The 14,382-nt window shown below is 70.2% G+C and carries 13 protein-coding genes; 10 read left to right on the forward strand and 3 right to left on the reverse strand.

Annotation, left to right across the window (positions count from 1 at the left end; translation table 11 throughout):
* The first annotated feature begins 125 nt into the window (after window positions 1-125).
* From ACQPZQ_RS08815 to ACQPZQ_RS08835, 5 genes are read left to right on the forward strand one after another with little or no spacing between them, the layout of a single operon-like run.
* Window positions 126-1,439 (forward strand): extracellular solute-binding protein, encoded by a 1,314-nt coding sequence (locus tag ACQPZQ_RS08815; protein WP_433293901.1) that lies wholly within the window; start codon window positions 126-128, stop codon window positions 1,437-1,439.
* A complete protein-coding gene (locus tag ACQPZQ_RS08820) occupies window positions 1,436-2,383 on the forward strand; it encodes a carbohydrate ABC transporter permease (RefSeq protein ID WP_433299076.1) in 948 nt (315 codons plus the stop codon). The genes ACQPZQ_RS08815 and ACQPZQ_RS08820 overlap by 4 nt, the downstream gene beginning before the upstream one ends.
* A gap of 12 nt (window positions 2,384-2,395) precedes the next feature.
* Window positions 2,396-3,262, forward strand: a complete 867-nt coding sequence (locus ACQPZQ_RS08825; RefSeq protein WP_433299078.1) for a carbohydrate ABC transporter permease — start codon at window positions 2,396-2,398, stop codon at window positions 3,260-3,262.
* A gap of 34 nt (window positions 3,263-3,296) precedes the next feature.
* Window positions 3,297-4,682: a cellulase family glycosylhydrolase gene (locus ACQPZQ_RS08830; protein ID WP_433293903.1), complete on the forward strand. Its 1,386-nt coding sequence runs from the start codon at window positions 3,297-3,299 to the stop codon at window positions 4,680-4,682.
* Window positions 4,679-5,770, forward strand: coding sequence for a mandelate racemase/muconate lactonizing enzyme family protein (locus ACQPZQ_RS08835; protein ID WP_433293905.1), 1,092 nt, complete (start codon window positions 4,679-4,681; stop codon window positions 5,768-5,770). The genes ACQPZQ_RS08830 and ACQPZQ_RS08835 overlap by 4 nt, the downstream gene beginning before the upstream one ends.
* Before the next feature lie 77 nt (window positions 5,771-5,847).
* Here ACQPZQ_RS08835 and ACQPZQ_RS08840 read toward each other — a convergent pair whose 3' ends face one another.
* Window positions 5,848-6,711, reverse strand: coding sequence for a sigma-70 family RNA polymerase sigma factor (locus ACQPZQ_RS08840; protein ID WP_433293907.1), 864 nt, complete (start codon window positions 6,709-6,711; stop codon window positions 5,848-5,850).
* Window positions 6,712-6,800: 89 nt separating this feature from the next.
* Here ACQPZQ_RS08840 and ACQPZQ_RS08845 point away from each other — a divergent pair, with 89 nt between their 5' ends.
* Window positions 6,801-7,244 carry a carboxymuconolactone decarboxylase family protein gene (locus ACQPZQ_RS08845; RefSeq protein WP_433293909.1) on the forward strand — a complete coding sequence of 148 codons (444 nt, stop codon included), beginning with the start codon at window positions 6,801-6,803 and terminating at the stop codon, window positions 7,242-7,244.
* A 55-nt stretch (window positions 7,245-7,299) separates the two neighbouring features.
* Here the strand turns inward: ACQPZQ_RS08845 and ACQPZQ_RS08850 are convergent, their stop codons facing one another.
* Window positions 7,300-8,181, reverse strand: coding sequence for an alpha/beta hydrolase (locus ACQPZQ_RS08850; RefSeq protein ID WP_433293912.1), 882 nt, complete (start codon window positions 8,179-8,181; stop codon window positions 7,300-7,302).
* Window positions 8,182-8,390: 209 nt separating this feature from the next.
* Between ACQPZQ_RS08850 and ACQPZQ_RS08855 the strand changes: the two genes are divergently transcribed.
* The 3 genes from ACQPZQ_RS08855 to ACQPZQ_RS08865 are packed head-to-tail and all read left to right on the forward strand — an operon-like array spanning window position 8,391 to window position 12,974.
* On the forward strand, window positions 8,391-9,110 hold the full coding sequence (locus tag ACQPZQ_RS08855) for a TetR/AcrR family transcriptional regulator (protein ID WP_433293915.1): 720 nt from the start codon (window positions 8,391-8,393) through the stop codon (window positions 9,108-9,110).
* A 43-nt stretch (window positions 9,111-9,153) separates the two neighbouring features.
* Window positions 9,154-10,962 (forward strand): ABC transporter ATP-binding protein, encoded by a 1,809-nt coding sequence (locus ACQPZQ_RS08860; RefSeq protein WP_433293917.1) that lies wholly within the window; start codon window positions 9,154-9,156, stop codon window positions 10,960-10,962.
* Window positions 10,959-12,974: an ABC transporter ATP-binding protein gene (locus ACQPZQ_RS08865; protein ID WP_433293919.1), complete on the forward strand. Its 2,016-nt coding sequence runs from the start codon at window positions 10,959-10,961 to the stop codon at window positions 12,972-12,974. The genes ACQPZQ_RS08860 and ACQPZQ_RS08865 overlap by 4 nt, the downstream gene beginning before the upstream one ends.
* Window positions 12,975-12,986: 12 nt before the next feature.
* On the opposite strand, the gene ACQPZQ_RS08870 is transcribed toward ACQPZQ_RS08865, so the two are convergent.
* The gene (locus tag ACQPZQ_RS08870) at window positions 12,987-13,442 is read right to left on the reverse strand and encodes a winged helix-turn-helix transcriptional regulator (protein WP_433293921.1); all 456 of its coding nucleotides are present in this window, start codon (window positions 13,440-13,442) and stop codon (window positions 12,987-12,989) included.
* Between the two features lie 90 nt (window positions 13,443-13,532).
* Between ACQPZQ_RS08870 and ACQPZQ_RS08875 the strand changes: the two genes are divergently transcribed.
* Window positions 13,533-14,243: an SDR family oxidoreductase gene (locus ACQPZQ_RS08875; protein WP_433293923.1), complete on the forward strand. Its 711-nt coding sequence runs from the start codon at window positions 13,533-13,535 to the stop codon at window positions 14,241-14,243.
* Window positions 14,244-14,382 lie beyond the last annotated feature (139 nt).

A 14,382-nucleotide genomic window follows, 5' to 3' on the forward strand; every position in this document is an offset into this window, starting at 1 on the left:
GACCTGAGATTCCGTTGAAGCGGAAGTTCGGCAGGGCACCGGTGCCAGTCGCCTGACGTCGGTGCCGCGCTCACCGATGTGCCCCGGGCCCACCGCCATGACCGGGGTGAGAGAGGCGGACAGTTGTGAAGGCATCAGGCAGTGCGCGACGGGTGCTCGCGGCGCTGGGACTCGCCGCGGCACTCGTCGGCGCGGCAGCCTGTGGGACCGCCGGACCACAGGCCGGCGGCGAAGGCAGCGCATCGGCGTGGGTCATCAGCGGCGTCACCGATAAGGCGTTCGACGACTCCTTCGACTCGTGGAACGTCGACCATCCCGACCAGAAGTTCGCCATCCAGTCGTTCGCGAACGACCCGTACAAGCAGAAGATCCGCACGGCCGTCGGGGCTGCAGACGCGCCGACCTTGATCTACAACTGGGGCGGCGGAGTGCTCCGCTCCTACGTCGAGGCCGGGGCCGTCGACGATCTCTCGGATCTCGCCGCCGACCCCGCCTTGAAGGACCGCTTCCTGCCGTCGGTGGCCGCGGTGGGCCAGATCGACGGCAAGACCTACGCCGTGCCCAACAACGGCGTGAAGCCCGTGATGATCTACTACAACAAGGACCTGTTCGCGAAGATCGGCGCGCAGCCCCCGTCCACCTGGGGTGAGCTGATGGCTCTGGTGCCGCGGTTCCAGGCCGCCGGCATCTCGCCGTTCGCCGTCGCGGGCCAGCCCAAGTGGCCGCTCCTGCCGTGGTTCGCCTATCTCGTCGACCGCGTCGGCGGCCCCGACGTGCTCAACGGGATCGTGGCGAACAAGCCCGGCGGTTGGTCCGACCCGGCAGTGCTCCAGGCGAACCGGATGATCCAGGACCTCGTGAACAAGGGCGGGTTCATCAAGGGCTTCGCCTCGATCTCCACCGACAGCGGCGCCGACGTCGCACTGCTCTACACGGGCAAGGCAGCGATGACGCTCGGGCTGCCCGCCACCTACCAGACGATCAAGACGGGCGACCCGACGTTCGTCGCGGACCGCAAGCTCGGCTACTTCCCGTTCCCGGCCGTCGAGGGCGGGAAGGGCGACCCGGCGGACGTCGTGGGCAACCCGTCCAACTACTGGTCGATCTCCGCGGCAGCCACCCCGCAGGAGAAGCAGGTGGCCCGCGACTACATCAAGAACAACCTGCTGAACAAGAAGTACGTGATGGATCTGCTCACTGTCGGCAACGTGCCCCCGGTGGCCGGGATCGACGACGCCATCGCGACGTCGAGCGACCCCGACTACTTCCGGACCGTCTACGACGTCACGGCGAAGGCGCCGAACTTCCAGCTATCCCTGGACCAGGCGCTGAGCCCGGCACAGGGTGACGCGCTGCTGACCAACCTGCAGCAGATCTTCCTCGGCCAGATCACTCCCGAGCAGTTCTCCGCCGCGATGAACGCGACGATCGGGAGCTGACGGTCGTGACGGTCTCGACTGCGTCCGCTCCGGTCCCGGCCGCGACGCGAGTTCCGGCGCCGGCTGACCGGCCGCGGCGCACGGGCGCCAACGGGCTGCTGGCCGTGCCTGCACTCGTGTTCTTCGTGGTGTTCGCGCTCGTTCCGCTCGCCGGTGCCGTGGTGCTGAGCTTCGCCGACTGGGACGGCCTCGGCGAGCTGGGCTGGGCGGGCTGGAGCAACTGGGAAGGCGTGCTCACCGACCCGGTGACCGGCCAGGCCCTGCTGCTGACCGTGAAGATCATGGTGGTGTCCTGGCTGGTGCAGACGCCGATCAGCCTCCTGCTCGGCGTCTTCACCGCGGGCACCCAGCGCTACCGCGCGGTGCTGGCGGTGCTGTACTTCGTGCCCCTGCTGCTCTCCTCGGCCGCTGTGGCCATCGCGTTCAAGGCGATCCTCGACCCCAACTTCGGGATCGGCGGGGCCCCGGGTCTCGGGTTCCTCGCGCAGGACTGGCTCGGCGACCCCGACCTCGTCCTGTACGTGGTGATCTTCGTGATCGCCTGGCAGTTCGTGCCGTTCCACACGCTGCTGTACCAGGCCGGCGTGCGGCAGATCCCGACCTCGCTCTACGAGGCGGCCACGATCGACGGCGCGAGCACGTTGCAGCAGTTCCGCCACATCACGCTGCCGCAGTTGCGCTACACGATCGTCACGTCCTCGACGCTGATGCTGACCGGCTCGCTGACCTACTTCGACGTGGTGTTCGTGCTCACCGGCGGTGGTCCGGGCACCTCCACGCGGCTGCTGCCGCTCGACATGTACCTCACCGGGTTCTCGGCCAACGACATGGGCGGCGCCAGCGTGCTGGCCGTGATCCTCGTGGTGGCCGGGCTGGGGCTGGCCTTCGTGCTCACCAGGTTCTCCGGCTTCGCCCGCATGAGCAGTGAGCAGGAGGGCCTCTAGATGACGGTCACGATGACGGCGGGCGAGCCGCCGGTGCAGGCGCGCCCCACCCGGCGCGGCCCCCGGCGCCCGCCCAACGTCCTGGCCGGGCTCGGCGGGTTCATCTGGCTGGCAGTGATCATCCTGCCGATCTACTTCGTGGTGATCTCCAGCCTCCGCAGCCAGGCCGGGTTCTTCTCCACCAACCCGCTGGCCCCGCCCACCGACTTCACGCTCGACAACTACCTGCTGGTGCTGCAGAGCGGCTTCGGCCTCTACTTCCTCAACAGCGTGATCATCACGGCGGCAGCAGTGGCCGTGACGGTGACGATCTCGCTCATGGCCGCCTACGCGGTGGTGCGGGGTAACGGCCGGTTCGTCCGTTCGACGTTCTCGGTGTTCCTGCTGGGCCTGGCGATCCCGACCCACGCGACGATCATCCCGCTGTACTACATGATCACGCGCGCGCACCTCTACGACAGCCTGCTGGCGCTGATCCTGCCGTCTATCGGGTTCGCGGTGCCGATCACCGTGCTGATCCTCGCCAACTTCATGCGGGACATTCCCTACGAGCTGTTCGAGTCGATGCGGCTCGACGGCGCGGGCGACTGGCGGATCCTCTGGAACCTGGTGCTGCCGCTGGCCCGGCCCGCGCTGGTGACCGTGGCGATCTACGACGGCCTGCACGTGTGGAACGGGTTCCTGTTCCCGCTGATCCTCACCCAGAGCGCAGACAAGCGCGTGCTGCCGATGGCGCTGTGGACGTTTCAGGGTGAGTTCACCGTGAACGTCCCGGCGGTGCTCGCGGCCGTCGTGCTCTCCACCCTGCCGATGCTCGTGGCCTACGTGCTGGGCCGCCGCCACCTGGTGCGCGGTCTCACGGCCGGCTTCGGCAAGTGATCCCGGTCCGGTCGACGAAGGAGAGTCCACCCCCATGCCCGACGAGTCCGTACTGATCCGCGTCGACGGCGACCACCTCGCAACCGCTGCGGGCGAGCCCGTGCGGCTGCGCGGGGTGGGGCTGGGCGGCTGGATGAACATGGAGAACTTCATCACCGGCTACCCCTCCACGGAGGAGTTGCAGCGCAAGGCCATGCGCGCGGTGCTCGGCCCGGAGATCGCAGCCGCGTTCTTCGACCGCTTCCTCGAGGTCTTCTTCACCGACGAGGACGCCCGATTCCTGGCCGAGCGCGGGATGAACTGCGTGCGGCTGCCGTTCCACTACCGCCACTTCGAGGACGACGACCGGCCGCTCCAGCTGAAGGAGGAGGGCTTCCGGCTGCTGGACCGGGCCATCGACGCCTGCGCCCGCAACGGTCTCTACACCGTGCTCGACCTGCACGCGGCCCCCGGCTTCCACAACCAGCGCTGGCACAGCGACAACCCGACGCACCGGTCGTTCTTCTGGACCCACCGCCACTTCCAGGACCGGGTGGTGCACCTGTGGGAGGCGCTCGCCGACCGCTACAAGGACAACCCCTGGGTCGCCGGATACAACCCGCTCAACGAGCCCGCCGACTCCGACGGCACCACGATCGGCCCCTTCTACGAGCGGCTGCACGCCGCCGTCCGCGCGGTCGACCCGAAGCACGTGATCTTCCTGGACGGCAACCGGCACGCCACCGAGTTCGACGTGTTCACCGAGCCGTGGGAGAACACCGTCTACACCGTGCACGACTACGCGCTCGCCGGGTTCGCCGACAGCGGCGCCTACCCGGGGAACTCGCGCGGCCAGTACGTCGACCGCGACTACATCGAGGCCCGGTTCCTGCACCGCTCGGAGTACATGCGCCGCACCGGCACGCCGATCTGGGTGGGCGAGTTCGGCCCGGTGTACAACGGCGACCCGGTCCGTGACGACGCCCGCTACCGCGTGCTGGAGGACCAGCTCGACATCTACGACGAGCACGCCGCCGGCTGGAGCCTGTGGACCTACAAGGACATCGGGCTGCAGGGCATGGTGCACGCCGCGGCCGACTCCGCCTACGTGCAGCGGATCGAGCCCGTGCTGGAGAAGAAGGCCCGGCTCGGCGTGGACGTCTGGGGCGGCGTCGACACCGGGGTGCGGCACATCCTCGAGCCCATCGAAGCCGTGGTGGCCGAGGAGTTCCCCGACTTCGACCCGCACCCGTTCGGCCAGCAGCAGTGGATCCACGTGCTGGTGCGCCACATCCTGCTGGCCGAGCCGATGGTTGACGACTTCGCGCGCTGCTTCGCCGGGATCGACGCCGAGGAGGCACGGGCGCTGGCCGACTGCTTCGCGTTCGAACGCTGCGTGGTGCGTCCGCGCCTGGTCGACGTCCTGGAGAAGCACCTGTGAAGATCACCCGCATCGAGACCCTCGTCCGTGGGCCGCTCGCCATCGTGCGGGTCGGCACCGACGACGGTGTCGTCGGCATCGGGCAGACGGCGCCCTACGAGGCCGCCACCAGCGCACACGTGCTGCACACGATGGTGGCCCCGCTCTTCCTCGGCCGGGACCCCTGGGACGTCGAGGCGCTGGTGGACGAGTGCCTGCGCGTGCACTACAAGTTCCCCAGCAGCTTCCTGCACCGGGCACTCGCCGGGGTCGACACGGCGCTGTGGGACGTGCTGGGCATCGTCACGGGCCAACCGGTGGCGAAGCTCCTGGGGGGTCATGCACGGGCGTCCGTACCGATGTACGCATCCAGCATGCTGCGGTCGATCACACCGGAGCAGGAGGCCGATCGCCTCGCCGGGTTCGTCACCGAGCAGGGCTTCCGTGCGGTGAAGATCCGTGTGGGCGAGGCGATGGGTCGTGACGTCGATGCGGCACCGGGCCGCACCGAGCGGATCGTCCCGCACGTGCGCGCTGTGCTGGGCGACGACGTGGACATCTCGGCCGACGCCAACGGTGGGTTCTCCGTGGGCCGTGCGATCCGCGTCGGCAGGCTCCTGGAGGAGCACGGGTACTTCCACTTCGAGGAGCCGTGCCCGTTTCCGGAGCTCGAGCAGACCGCGCAGGTGGCCGCCGCACTGGACGTCCCCGTCTCGGGTGGGGAGCAGGACATCTCGCTGCCGCAGTTCCACCGCATGATCACCGGCCGTGCCGTTGACATCGTGCAACCCGACGTCGGTTACATCGGGGGGATCTCGCGAGCGCGCAAGGTGGCCGTGCTGGCCGAGGCGGCGGGCATCCCGTGCACTCCGCACTGTGCCAACGACTCGCTGCTGCAGGTGTTCTCGCTGCACCTCGCGGCCGCCATGCCCGCATGCACGCAGTACCAGGAGTGGAGCATCGAGACCACGCCGTGGACGAAGGGGGTGTACGAGCCCGCGCTCCGCGTCGTCGACGGCAGGGTCGACGCCCCCACCGCCCCGGGGTGGGGCGTGCAGCTGGACCCGGCGTTCGTCCGGGAGGCGGAGACCACCACCTCCGCTGTCTGAGCTCCCGGGCGGCGCCGACCAGGGGGACGCGGCGCCGCCCGGTGCCATCCGGGAGGGTGTGCAGTCGGGCCGGGTGCTCAGGCGAAGTTAAGGGCCGCCAGCCGTTGCGGGTCGGCCAGGATGTCGATCTCGACGATCAGCCCGTCCGCGACCGTGAACGCCAGGACCCCCGTCACCCGCCCGTCGATCACGGAGATGATGCCGGGGCCGCCGTTGACCACCGCGAACTGCGCCCGGAGCCCGGCTGCCCGGTACATCGCGGCCTGCCCGGCCACCTCGGCCGCGCCCCGCACGAGCTTCGAGCCTGCCCCGCCGGTGTCGACGCGCAGCGCGGCGTCCGGGTGCAGGAGCGTGACCAACCCCGCGAAGTCACCGCCGCGTGCGGCCGCGAGCCAGGCGTCGACGATCTCGCGCTGCCGGGCGCGGTCGGGCTGCCCGGTGGGCGCCACGCCCTGGATCCGCCGCCGGGCCCTGCTGGCCAGCTGCCGAGCCGTGGCAGGGGTCCGGCCCACGATGGGTGCGATCTCCTCGAACGGCACCGCGAACATGTCGTGCAGCACGAACGCGAGCCGCTCCGCAGGGTCGAGTGCCTCGAGCACGACCAGCAGCGCGAGTCCCACGGAGTCGGCGAGGGCACCCTGCTCGGCAGGGTCGACCCCCTCGCCCGACTCCACGACCGGGTCGGGCACCCGCACGTCCAGCGGGTCCTCGCGGCGGGTCGCCCGCGAGCGCAGCATGTTGAGGCACTGCCGCGAGACGATCGTCGTGAGCCAGCCGCTGATGTTCTCCACGTCGTCGCCCGACGCGCGCGACACGCGCAACCAGGACTCCTGCACCGCGTCCTCGGCCTCGGCGAACGAGCCCAGCATCCGGTAGGCGACTGCCCGCAGCCGGGGTCGGTGCTCCTCGAACTGCGCTGCCCAGAATTCTTCGTCCTGCACCTGTCACATCCTCTCGATCCGGCGGGTCACCCCTATGACCCGCCCGGACGGGGCGGATGTGACAGCAGGAGGACATGATGCAGGCTCGGATGACGCACCCCGTGAAGGTGCTGCCGGACGTGATGAAGGCGCTTCACGCGCTGAGCCAGGCGGCGCAGTCGAGCGCCGTTCCCGCGACGACCCACCACCTGATCCACCTGCGGGCGAGCCAGATCAACGGCTGCAGCGTGTGCGTCGACATGCACTCGCGGGAGCTCAAGGACGCCGGTGAGAAGGACGAGCGGATCTGGGGTGTCGGCGCGTGGCGGGAGTCGTCGTACTTCAGCGACGCCGAACGTGCGGCGCTCGCGCTCGCCGAGTGCGTCACCCGGCTCGCGGACCGGTCCGACGCCGTCCCTGACGACGTGTGGGCCGAGGCCGCCCGCCACTACGACGAGGAGGCGCTCTCGGCGTTGCTGGTGTCGATCTCGGCGATCAACGTCTGGAACCGGCTCAACGCCGCTGTCCGGCAGCCGGTGGGCGCTGCCTGGTGAGAGGAGGTGAGGCCGTGTCCCGTCGATCCGGATGCACGGGACACGGCCTCGCCGCTCAGCCGACGATTGCGGGGCTCCGGCGGTGGACACATGCCCACGCGAAGGCGAGCTGCTCCAGGTGCAGCGTGCGGCCGAGGCGGTGGTGGTCGATGTTGTGCCCGGCACCACGGAAGAGCGATGCCACGGTCCAGGGTGCCGACGTGAAGTAGCCGGCGAACTTCTCGACGCGCTCCTCGTCGACGAGCCACAGCCCGTCGAACTCGGCGAGTGCGTAGTGCACGGGCACCGTCACCGCGGCGGCGAGCTGCGCCGCCGACGCCGGCCACTCCCGGACGATCTCGAGCAGCTCGGCCAGCGGCGCGGGCGCGGCCGAGATCTCGGCCCTCGCCACCGCGTCGGAGTCCATCGTGCCGTCGGGCCCGTACATGAACATCCGTCGCTGCTCCTGCGTGAATGCGATGGGCTGCCCGGCCGGCATGGCGTTCCAGGCGTTCACGACCGGGTCGGGAGACCGGTCGTTGACGCCGTGCAGCGCGATGCCCAGCAGCGGCCACGCGGGCCGGCCCGCGGCCATGTGGACGGCGATCGCCGAGCCGATCGAGTGGGAGACGATCACGATGCCGGGGTGGTCGGCCGACCGGTCGGCCCACAGCCGGGCGATCGCGTCGTCGAGCACCGTCGCGCTCCCGGCGAAGAAGGGTGTGCCGTCGGCGAGCGGGTCGCTGCCTCCGTAGCCGGGGCGGTCGAGCGAGACGGCCGTGAAGCCGGTGGCCTCGGCCAGATCCAGGAAGGAGAAGCCCGGCACGTCGAAGTAGGCCGACGTGTAGGTGCCGCCGTGCAGGGCCACCAGGAGCGGGGCCTCCGCGCTGCCCGGGCGGGTGGTGACACCCGTGACCCGCCGGTCGCCCGCCGCGATCTCGATACGTTCCCGAGCCATCGTCTCTCCGTTGTGGTGGGGCAGGCGTTGTCGATCTTCAGGGAAGCGTAAAGGGCGGGTCCGGGGTCAGGAATGTCGGCCGTCGGCCGTGCCCGGCCCCTGACGGTCGCGGCGACCTGCGCCGCGATCCACCCGGGCCGCTGGTGCCGGCGGATCCCCTCCGAGGGAAACAGCTTGTTAGTGAGTGGGCGCTCATTTACTGTCCCCGCGTGATCTCCGAGGGAAGGCGCGCTCCCCGTATGGCGCCGGAGGCGAGGCGAGCCGCGATCGTGGCGGCCACGCGGCCGCTCGTGCAACGGCACGGCACCGCCGTGACCACCCGCCAGATCGCGGCGGCGGCCGGGATCGCCGAGGGCACGATCTTCCGCGTCTTCCCCGACAAGGAGTCGGTGGTGGAGGCGGTGGTCGCCGACGCGTTCGACCCCGCGCCCGCGCTCCGCGAGCTGGCGGCCGTGGACCGTTCTCTCCCGCTCCGCGAGCGCCTCACCGCGGGCGTCACGGTGCTGCAGCGCCGCATGGCCGAGGTGTTCGGCCTGCTCAACGCCCTGGGTTGGGCCCGGACGCCGCCCCGAGAGGGGCGCCCGTCGCCGCCCCGCCCGGCCGGGGGTCAGAACCCCGGCGAGATCAACGACGCCTTCCGCGCCGCCGTGATCGACCTGATCGGCTCGGACGCGTGCCGGTTGCGCGTGCCGCCTGCCGAGTTCGCGCACGTGCTGCGGCTGCTCGTCTTCTCCGGCACCCACCCGCTCATCGCCGACGGCCGCGAGCTGGACGCCGAGCAGATCGTCTCCATCCTGCTGGACGGCCTGGCGTTGCCCGGTCACGTGACGGATTCGGCGGATTCCGTCCGGCTCCTAGCGTCCGCACCACGACAAGGGACAAGGGGGAGGAGCCCGTCATGTCCGACGGATGCATCCGACCGGCGCTGATCGCCGGCCCCTGCGCCCCACTCATCACAACCGAGGACCGTTCATGTTGATCCGGCTGCTACGCGAGCGGCTGCGTCCCTACACCCGCCCGTTGTTGCTGGTGGTGGTGCTGCAGCTGATCGGGACGATGGCCTCGCTGTACCTGCCGAGCCTCAACGCGGACATCATCGACCAGGGCATCGCCCGCGGCGACACGTCCTACATCCTCGGCACCGGCGGCTGGATGCTGGTGGTCACGCTCGTGCAGATCGCGTGCTCGGTCGCCGCCGTGTACGTGGGCGCGCGCACGGCCATGGGCTTCGGCCGGGACGTGCGTGCGGCGCTGTTCCACCGGGTGGGGGAGTTCTCGGCGCGCGAGGTCAATCGGTTCGGTGCCCCCTCGCTGATCACCCGCGGCACCAACGACGTGCAGCAGGTGCAGATGCTGGTGCTGCTGTCGTGCACGATGCTGGTGACGGCGCCGATCATGTGCTTCGGCGGGGTGGTCATGGCCCTGCAGGAGGACACGCAGCTGTCCTGGTTGATGCTGGTCTGCGTCCCGGTGCTGGTGGCGTCGATCGGCGTGGTGATCGCGCGGATGGTGCCGGGCTTCCGGAGCATGCAGACGCGCATCGACGACGTGAACCGGATCCTGCGGGAGCAGATCACCGGCATCCGGGTGGTGCGGGCGTTCGTCCGGGAGCCGGAGGAGACGGCGCGGTTCGAGCGGGCCAACGCCGAGCTGACGGACGTCGCCCTGCGGGTCGGGCGCCTGCAGGCGCGGATCTTCCCGATCGTCATGCTCGTGCTGAACGTCTCGAGCGTGGCCGTGCTGTGGTTCGGTGCGGGGCGGATCGACGCCGGGCAGATGCAGGTCGGTGCGCTCACCGCGTTCCTGACCTACCTGACCCAGATCCTCATGGCCGTCATGATGGCCACGTTCATGACGATGATGATCCCGCGCGCGGCCGTCTGCGCGGAGCGCATCGTCGAGGTGCTCGACACCGCATCGTCGGTGGCACCGCCGCGGGAAGCGGTCGTTCCCTCGGTCGCCACCGGTGTCCTCGAACTGCGCGGTGCCGGCTTCGCCTACCCGGGCGCGGCCGAGCCCGTGCTGCGCAACGTCACGTTCACGGCCCGCCCCGGCACCACCACGGCGATCGTCGGGAGCACCGGCGCGGGCAAGACCACACTGCTCGGGCTCGTCCCCCGCCTGTTCGACGCGACGGGCGGCGCGGTGCTCGTCGACGGCGTCGACGTGCGCGACCTCGAACCGGAGTACCTCTGGAGCCGGGTGGGGATCGTGCCGCAGCGGCCGTACCTCTTCTCCGGCACCGTCGCGAGCAACCTCCGCTACGGCAACCCCGATGCCACCGACGAGCAGCTGTGGACGGCGATGGAGGTGGCCCAGGCCGCCGAGTTCGTCCGGGCCATGCCCGCGGGCCTCGACGCCCCGATCGCGCAGGGCGGCACGAACGTCTCCGGCGGCCAGCGCCAGCGGCTCGCCATCGCCCGGCTGCTCGTGCGGGCACCACAGATCTACCTCTTCGACGACTCGTTCTCCGCGCTCGACCTCGCCACCGACGCCCGGCTCCGCGCGGCACTGCGACCCGTCACCGAGACGGCGACGGTGCTGGTGGTGGCGCAGCGCGTGGCGAGCATCCGGGACGCCGACCAGATCGTCGTCCTCGACAACGGCGCGGTGGTCGGCATCGGCACCCACGACGAGCTGCTCGGCACCAGCCCGACGTACGCCGAGATCGTGGCGTCCCAGTTCAGTGCGGAAGTGATCGGCCCAGAAGTGATCGGCCCAGAAGTGATCGGTCCAGAAGCGATCGGCGCAGAAAAGATCAGCGCGGAGGAAGTGGTATGACCAGGCCGAGCCCGACCCCGACGCCTGCACCGGCGGGCGGGGGCGGCGACGACACCGGTCGCGCGGCACGGGAGATGTCCGCGGCCCGCCGGGGTGGCGGCCCGCCGTGGGCGTCCGCGGGGATGCCGGCCGAGAAGTCGATGGACTTCGGCCCGTCGGCACGCCGGCTGATGGGCATGCTCGCTCCGGAGCGGGCGCTGGTGGTGCTCGTGGTCGCCCTCGGCGTCATCAGCGTGGCGCTCTCGGTGATCGGGCCGAAGATCCTCGGGCACGCCACCGACGTCATCTTCGCGGGGGTGATCGGGCAGCAGCTCACGCCCGGCACCACCACCGCGGAGGCGGCCGCTGCGGCGCGCGCCGCGGGCAACGAGACGTTCGCCAACGTCATCGAGGGTTCGTCCGTGGTGCCCGGGCAGGGCATCGACTTCGGGTTGCTCGGACAGGTGCTGCTCGGCGTCATCGCGATCTACGTGGCCGCCTCGCTGTTCGGCTGGATGCAGAGCTATCTGCTGAACGGGATCGTGCAGCGCACGATCTTCTCGCTGCGCCGCGAGGTGGAGGACAAGCTCAACCGGCTGCCGCTGCGCTATTTCGACCGCCAGCAGCGGGGCGAGGTGCTGAGCCGCGTCACCAACGACATCGACAACATCTCCCAGACCCTGCAACAGACGATGAGCCAGCTGCTGACCTCGGTGCTCACGGTGGTCGGCGTACTGGTGATGATGCTGGTGATCTCACCGTTGCTGGCGCTCGTCGCGCTGGTCACGATCCCGGTCTCGATGTTCGTCACCAAGGCGATCGCGAAGCGGTCGCAGAAGCAGTTCGTGGCGCAGTGGCGCTACACCGGCGCGCTGAACGCGCACATCGAGGAGGCTTTCACCGGCCACGAACTGGTGCGGGTGTTCGGGCGGCGCCAGGAGGTGGAGGCGGACTTCACGCAGCGGAACGAGCGGCTGTTCGACGCGAGCTTCCGGGCGCAGTTCATCTCCGGGATCATCATGCCGTCGATGATGTTCATCGGGAACCTGAACTACGTGCTGGTGGCCGTCGTCGGCGGTCTGCGCGTGGCGTCGGGCTCGATGAGCCTCGGTGACGTCCAGGCCTTCATCCAGTACTCCCGGCAGTTCACCCAGCCGCTCACCCAGCTCGCGTCCATGGCCAACCTCCTGCAGTCGGGCGTGGCCTCGGCCGAGCGCGTCTTCGAGCTGCTCGACGCCGAGGAGCAGGTGCCCGACCCGACCTCGCCCGTGGTGCCGGTGACGCGGCGGGGACGGGTGGTCTTCGAGCACGTCTCGTTCCGCTACGAGCCCGACAAGCCCCTGATCGACGACCTCTCGCTCACGGCGGAGCCGGGCCAGACCGTTGCGATCGTCGGGCCCACGGGAGCGGGCAAGACCACGCTGGTGAACCTGATCATGCGGTTCTACGAGCTCGACTCCGGCCGGATCACCCTCGACGGCGTGGACACCGCCACGATGGACCGCGCCGCGCTGCGCTCCGGGGTCGGCATGGTGCTGCAGGACACGTGGCTCTTCGGCGGCACGATCCGCGACAACATCGCTTACGGCAACCCGGCCGCGAGCGAGGAGCAGGTGCTCGCGGCCGCGCGCGCCACGTACGTCGACCGCTTCGTCCGTAGCCTGCCCGACGGCTACGACACCGTGATCGACGACGAGGGCAGCAACGTCAGTGCCGGTGAGAAGCAGCTGATCACGATCGCGCGGGCGTTCCTCGCCGACCCCACGCTGCTCATCCTCGACGAGGCCACGAGCTCGGTGGACACCCGCACGGAGGTGCTGGTGCAGCGGGCGATGGCGGCGCTGCGGTCCGACCGCACCAGTTTCGTGATCGCCCACCGGCTCTCCACGATCCGGGACGCCGACCTGATACTCGTGATGGAGTCGGGGCGGATCGTCGAGCAGGGCACTCACGACGAGCTGCTCACCGCGCGGGGGGCCTACCACCACCTGTACTCCGCCCAGTTCTCCGCCGCCGCAGCCGACGTGGAGTGAGCGCGGGGCCGATCAGGCCGGGTAGAGGGCGGTCCGGACGAACGCCACGTTCTCGAGTGGCACCTCGCGGCCGGTGTCGTCGATGAACCCCACGTGCACGGGGCGGTCGCCGTCCACGGTGCGCCGCACGACGGTGGGCCCGAGCTCGTAGGGCCGGTGCTCGTCGCCCCACTGTTGCAGGGCGCCGAGCAGCAGCTGGAGGTCGCGCCCGGCGGGTGTCAGGTGGTAGCTGTCGCGCACGCGTGCACCGGGCTCCCGGTAGGGCTGCTTCTCCAGCACACCGGCGTCGACCAGCGTCGCCAGCCGGTTGCTGAGCACGTCGGGGGCCACGCCCAGCTCGGAGCGGAAGTCGGCGAACCGCGTGGTGCCTGAGAGGGCCTCGCGCAGGATCAGGAACGTCCAGCGCTCGCCCAGTACCTCGAGCGAGCGCGCGATCGAGCACATCCTGTCCTTCTCTGTCGCCGCCATGTGTTCAGTCTAACCCTGAGTTGCCTCAGCATACTCAGATAGCTAGATTGGGTTTTCCTACACAGCAGGCTCAGGCGGGAGAGAGACAGCATGGACATCCAGAACTCGGTCGCGGTCGTCACCGGTGCGAACAGGGGGCTAGGCCGGCACTTCGCGGCAGAGCTCGTGAAGCGGGGCGCGAAGGTCTACGCCGGGGCGCGCAACCCCAGCTCGATCGACCTGCCCGACGTGGTGCCGCTCCAGATCGACATCACCGACCCGGAGTCGGTCGCGGCAGCCGCGGCCACGGCGAGCGACGCGACGCTCCTGATCAACAACGCCGGCATCGACACGCACACCGAACTGCTCGACGGTGACCTCGACGACATCCGGCGGGAGTTGGAGACGCACCTCTTCGGCACGCTGCGAGCCACGCGCGCCTTCGTGCCGGTCATCGAGGCCAACGGCGGCGGGGGCGTGCTCAACGTGCTGTCCGTGTTGTCCTGGGTGCACATCCCGCAGAGCGAGGCGTACTCCGTCGCCAAGGCCGCGAGCTGGGCGATGACCAACTCCGTGCGCACCCGGCTCGCGCCGAAGGGCGTCCGGGTCACCGCGCTGCATGTCGGCTACCTGGACACCGACATGGCCGCGCACATCGACGGTCCGAAGAGCGACCCGGCGGTGGTGGCAGCCCTCGCGCTCGACGGCGTGCAGGCAGGTGCCTACGAGGTGCTCGCGGACGAGATCAGCAAGAACGTGCGTGCCGGGCTCTCGGCGGACCTGACGGCCCTGTATCCGCAGCTCACCGCGCCGCAGGCCTGATTCGCGGGTGCCTCGCGGTCCGCCCCGGCCCGGACCCGGCCGGGGCGGACCGCCCGGTTTCGCGCTGAACCCACGGGGAACTGTCGACGCAGGCCGGCCGTTGCGTCGGCACAGGGGCAACGACGCCAGGACCGGTCCC

This window comes from Pseudonocardia sp. CA-142604 (genome assembly GCF_050948475.1).
Classification (GTDB): domain Bacteria; phylum Actinomycetota; class Actinomycetes; order Mycobacteriales; family Pseudonocardiaceae; genus Pseudonocardia; species Pseudonocardia alaniniphila.

What these genes read in the sequence shown, in the direction of transcription:
- ACQPZQ_RS08865 (WP_433293919.1), top strand. Translation starts at nt 10,959, where the DNA reads ATGACCAGGCCGAGCCCGACCCCGACGCCTGCACCGGCGGGCGGGGGC.
- ACQPZQ_RS08850 (WP_433293912.1), bottom strand. Translation starts at nt 8,181, where the DNA reads ATGGCTCGGGAACGTATCGAGATCGCGGCGGGCGACCGGCGGGTCACG.
- ACQPZQ_RS08875 (WP_433293923.1), top strand. Translation starts at nt 13,533, where the DNA reads ATGGACATCCAGAACTCGGTCGCGGTCGTCACCGGTGCGAACAGGGGG.
- ACQPZQ_RS08825 (WP_433299078.1), top strand. Translation starts at nt 2,396, where the DNA reads ATGACGGCGGGCGAGCCGCCGGTGCAGGCGCGCCCCACCCGGCGCGGC.
- ACQPZQ_RS08830 (WP_433293903.1), top strand. Translation starts at nt 3,297, where the DNA reads ATGCCCGACGAGTCCGTACTGATCCGCGTCGACGGCGACCACCTCGCA.
- ACQPZQ_RS08860 (WP_433293917.1), top strand. Translation starts at nt 9,154, where the DNA reads ATGTTGATCCGGCTGCTACGCGAGCGGCTGCGTCCCTACACCCGCCCG.
- ACQPZQ_RS08870 (WP_433293921.1), bottom strand. Translation starts at nt 13,442, where the DNA reads ATGGCGGCGACAGAGAAGGACAGGATGTGCTCGATCGCGCGCTCGCTC.
- ACQPZQ_RS08845 (WP_433293909.1), top strand. Translation starts at nt 6,801, where the DNA reads ATGACGCACCCCGTGAAGGTGCTGCCGGACGTGATGAAGGCGCTTCAC.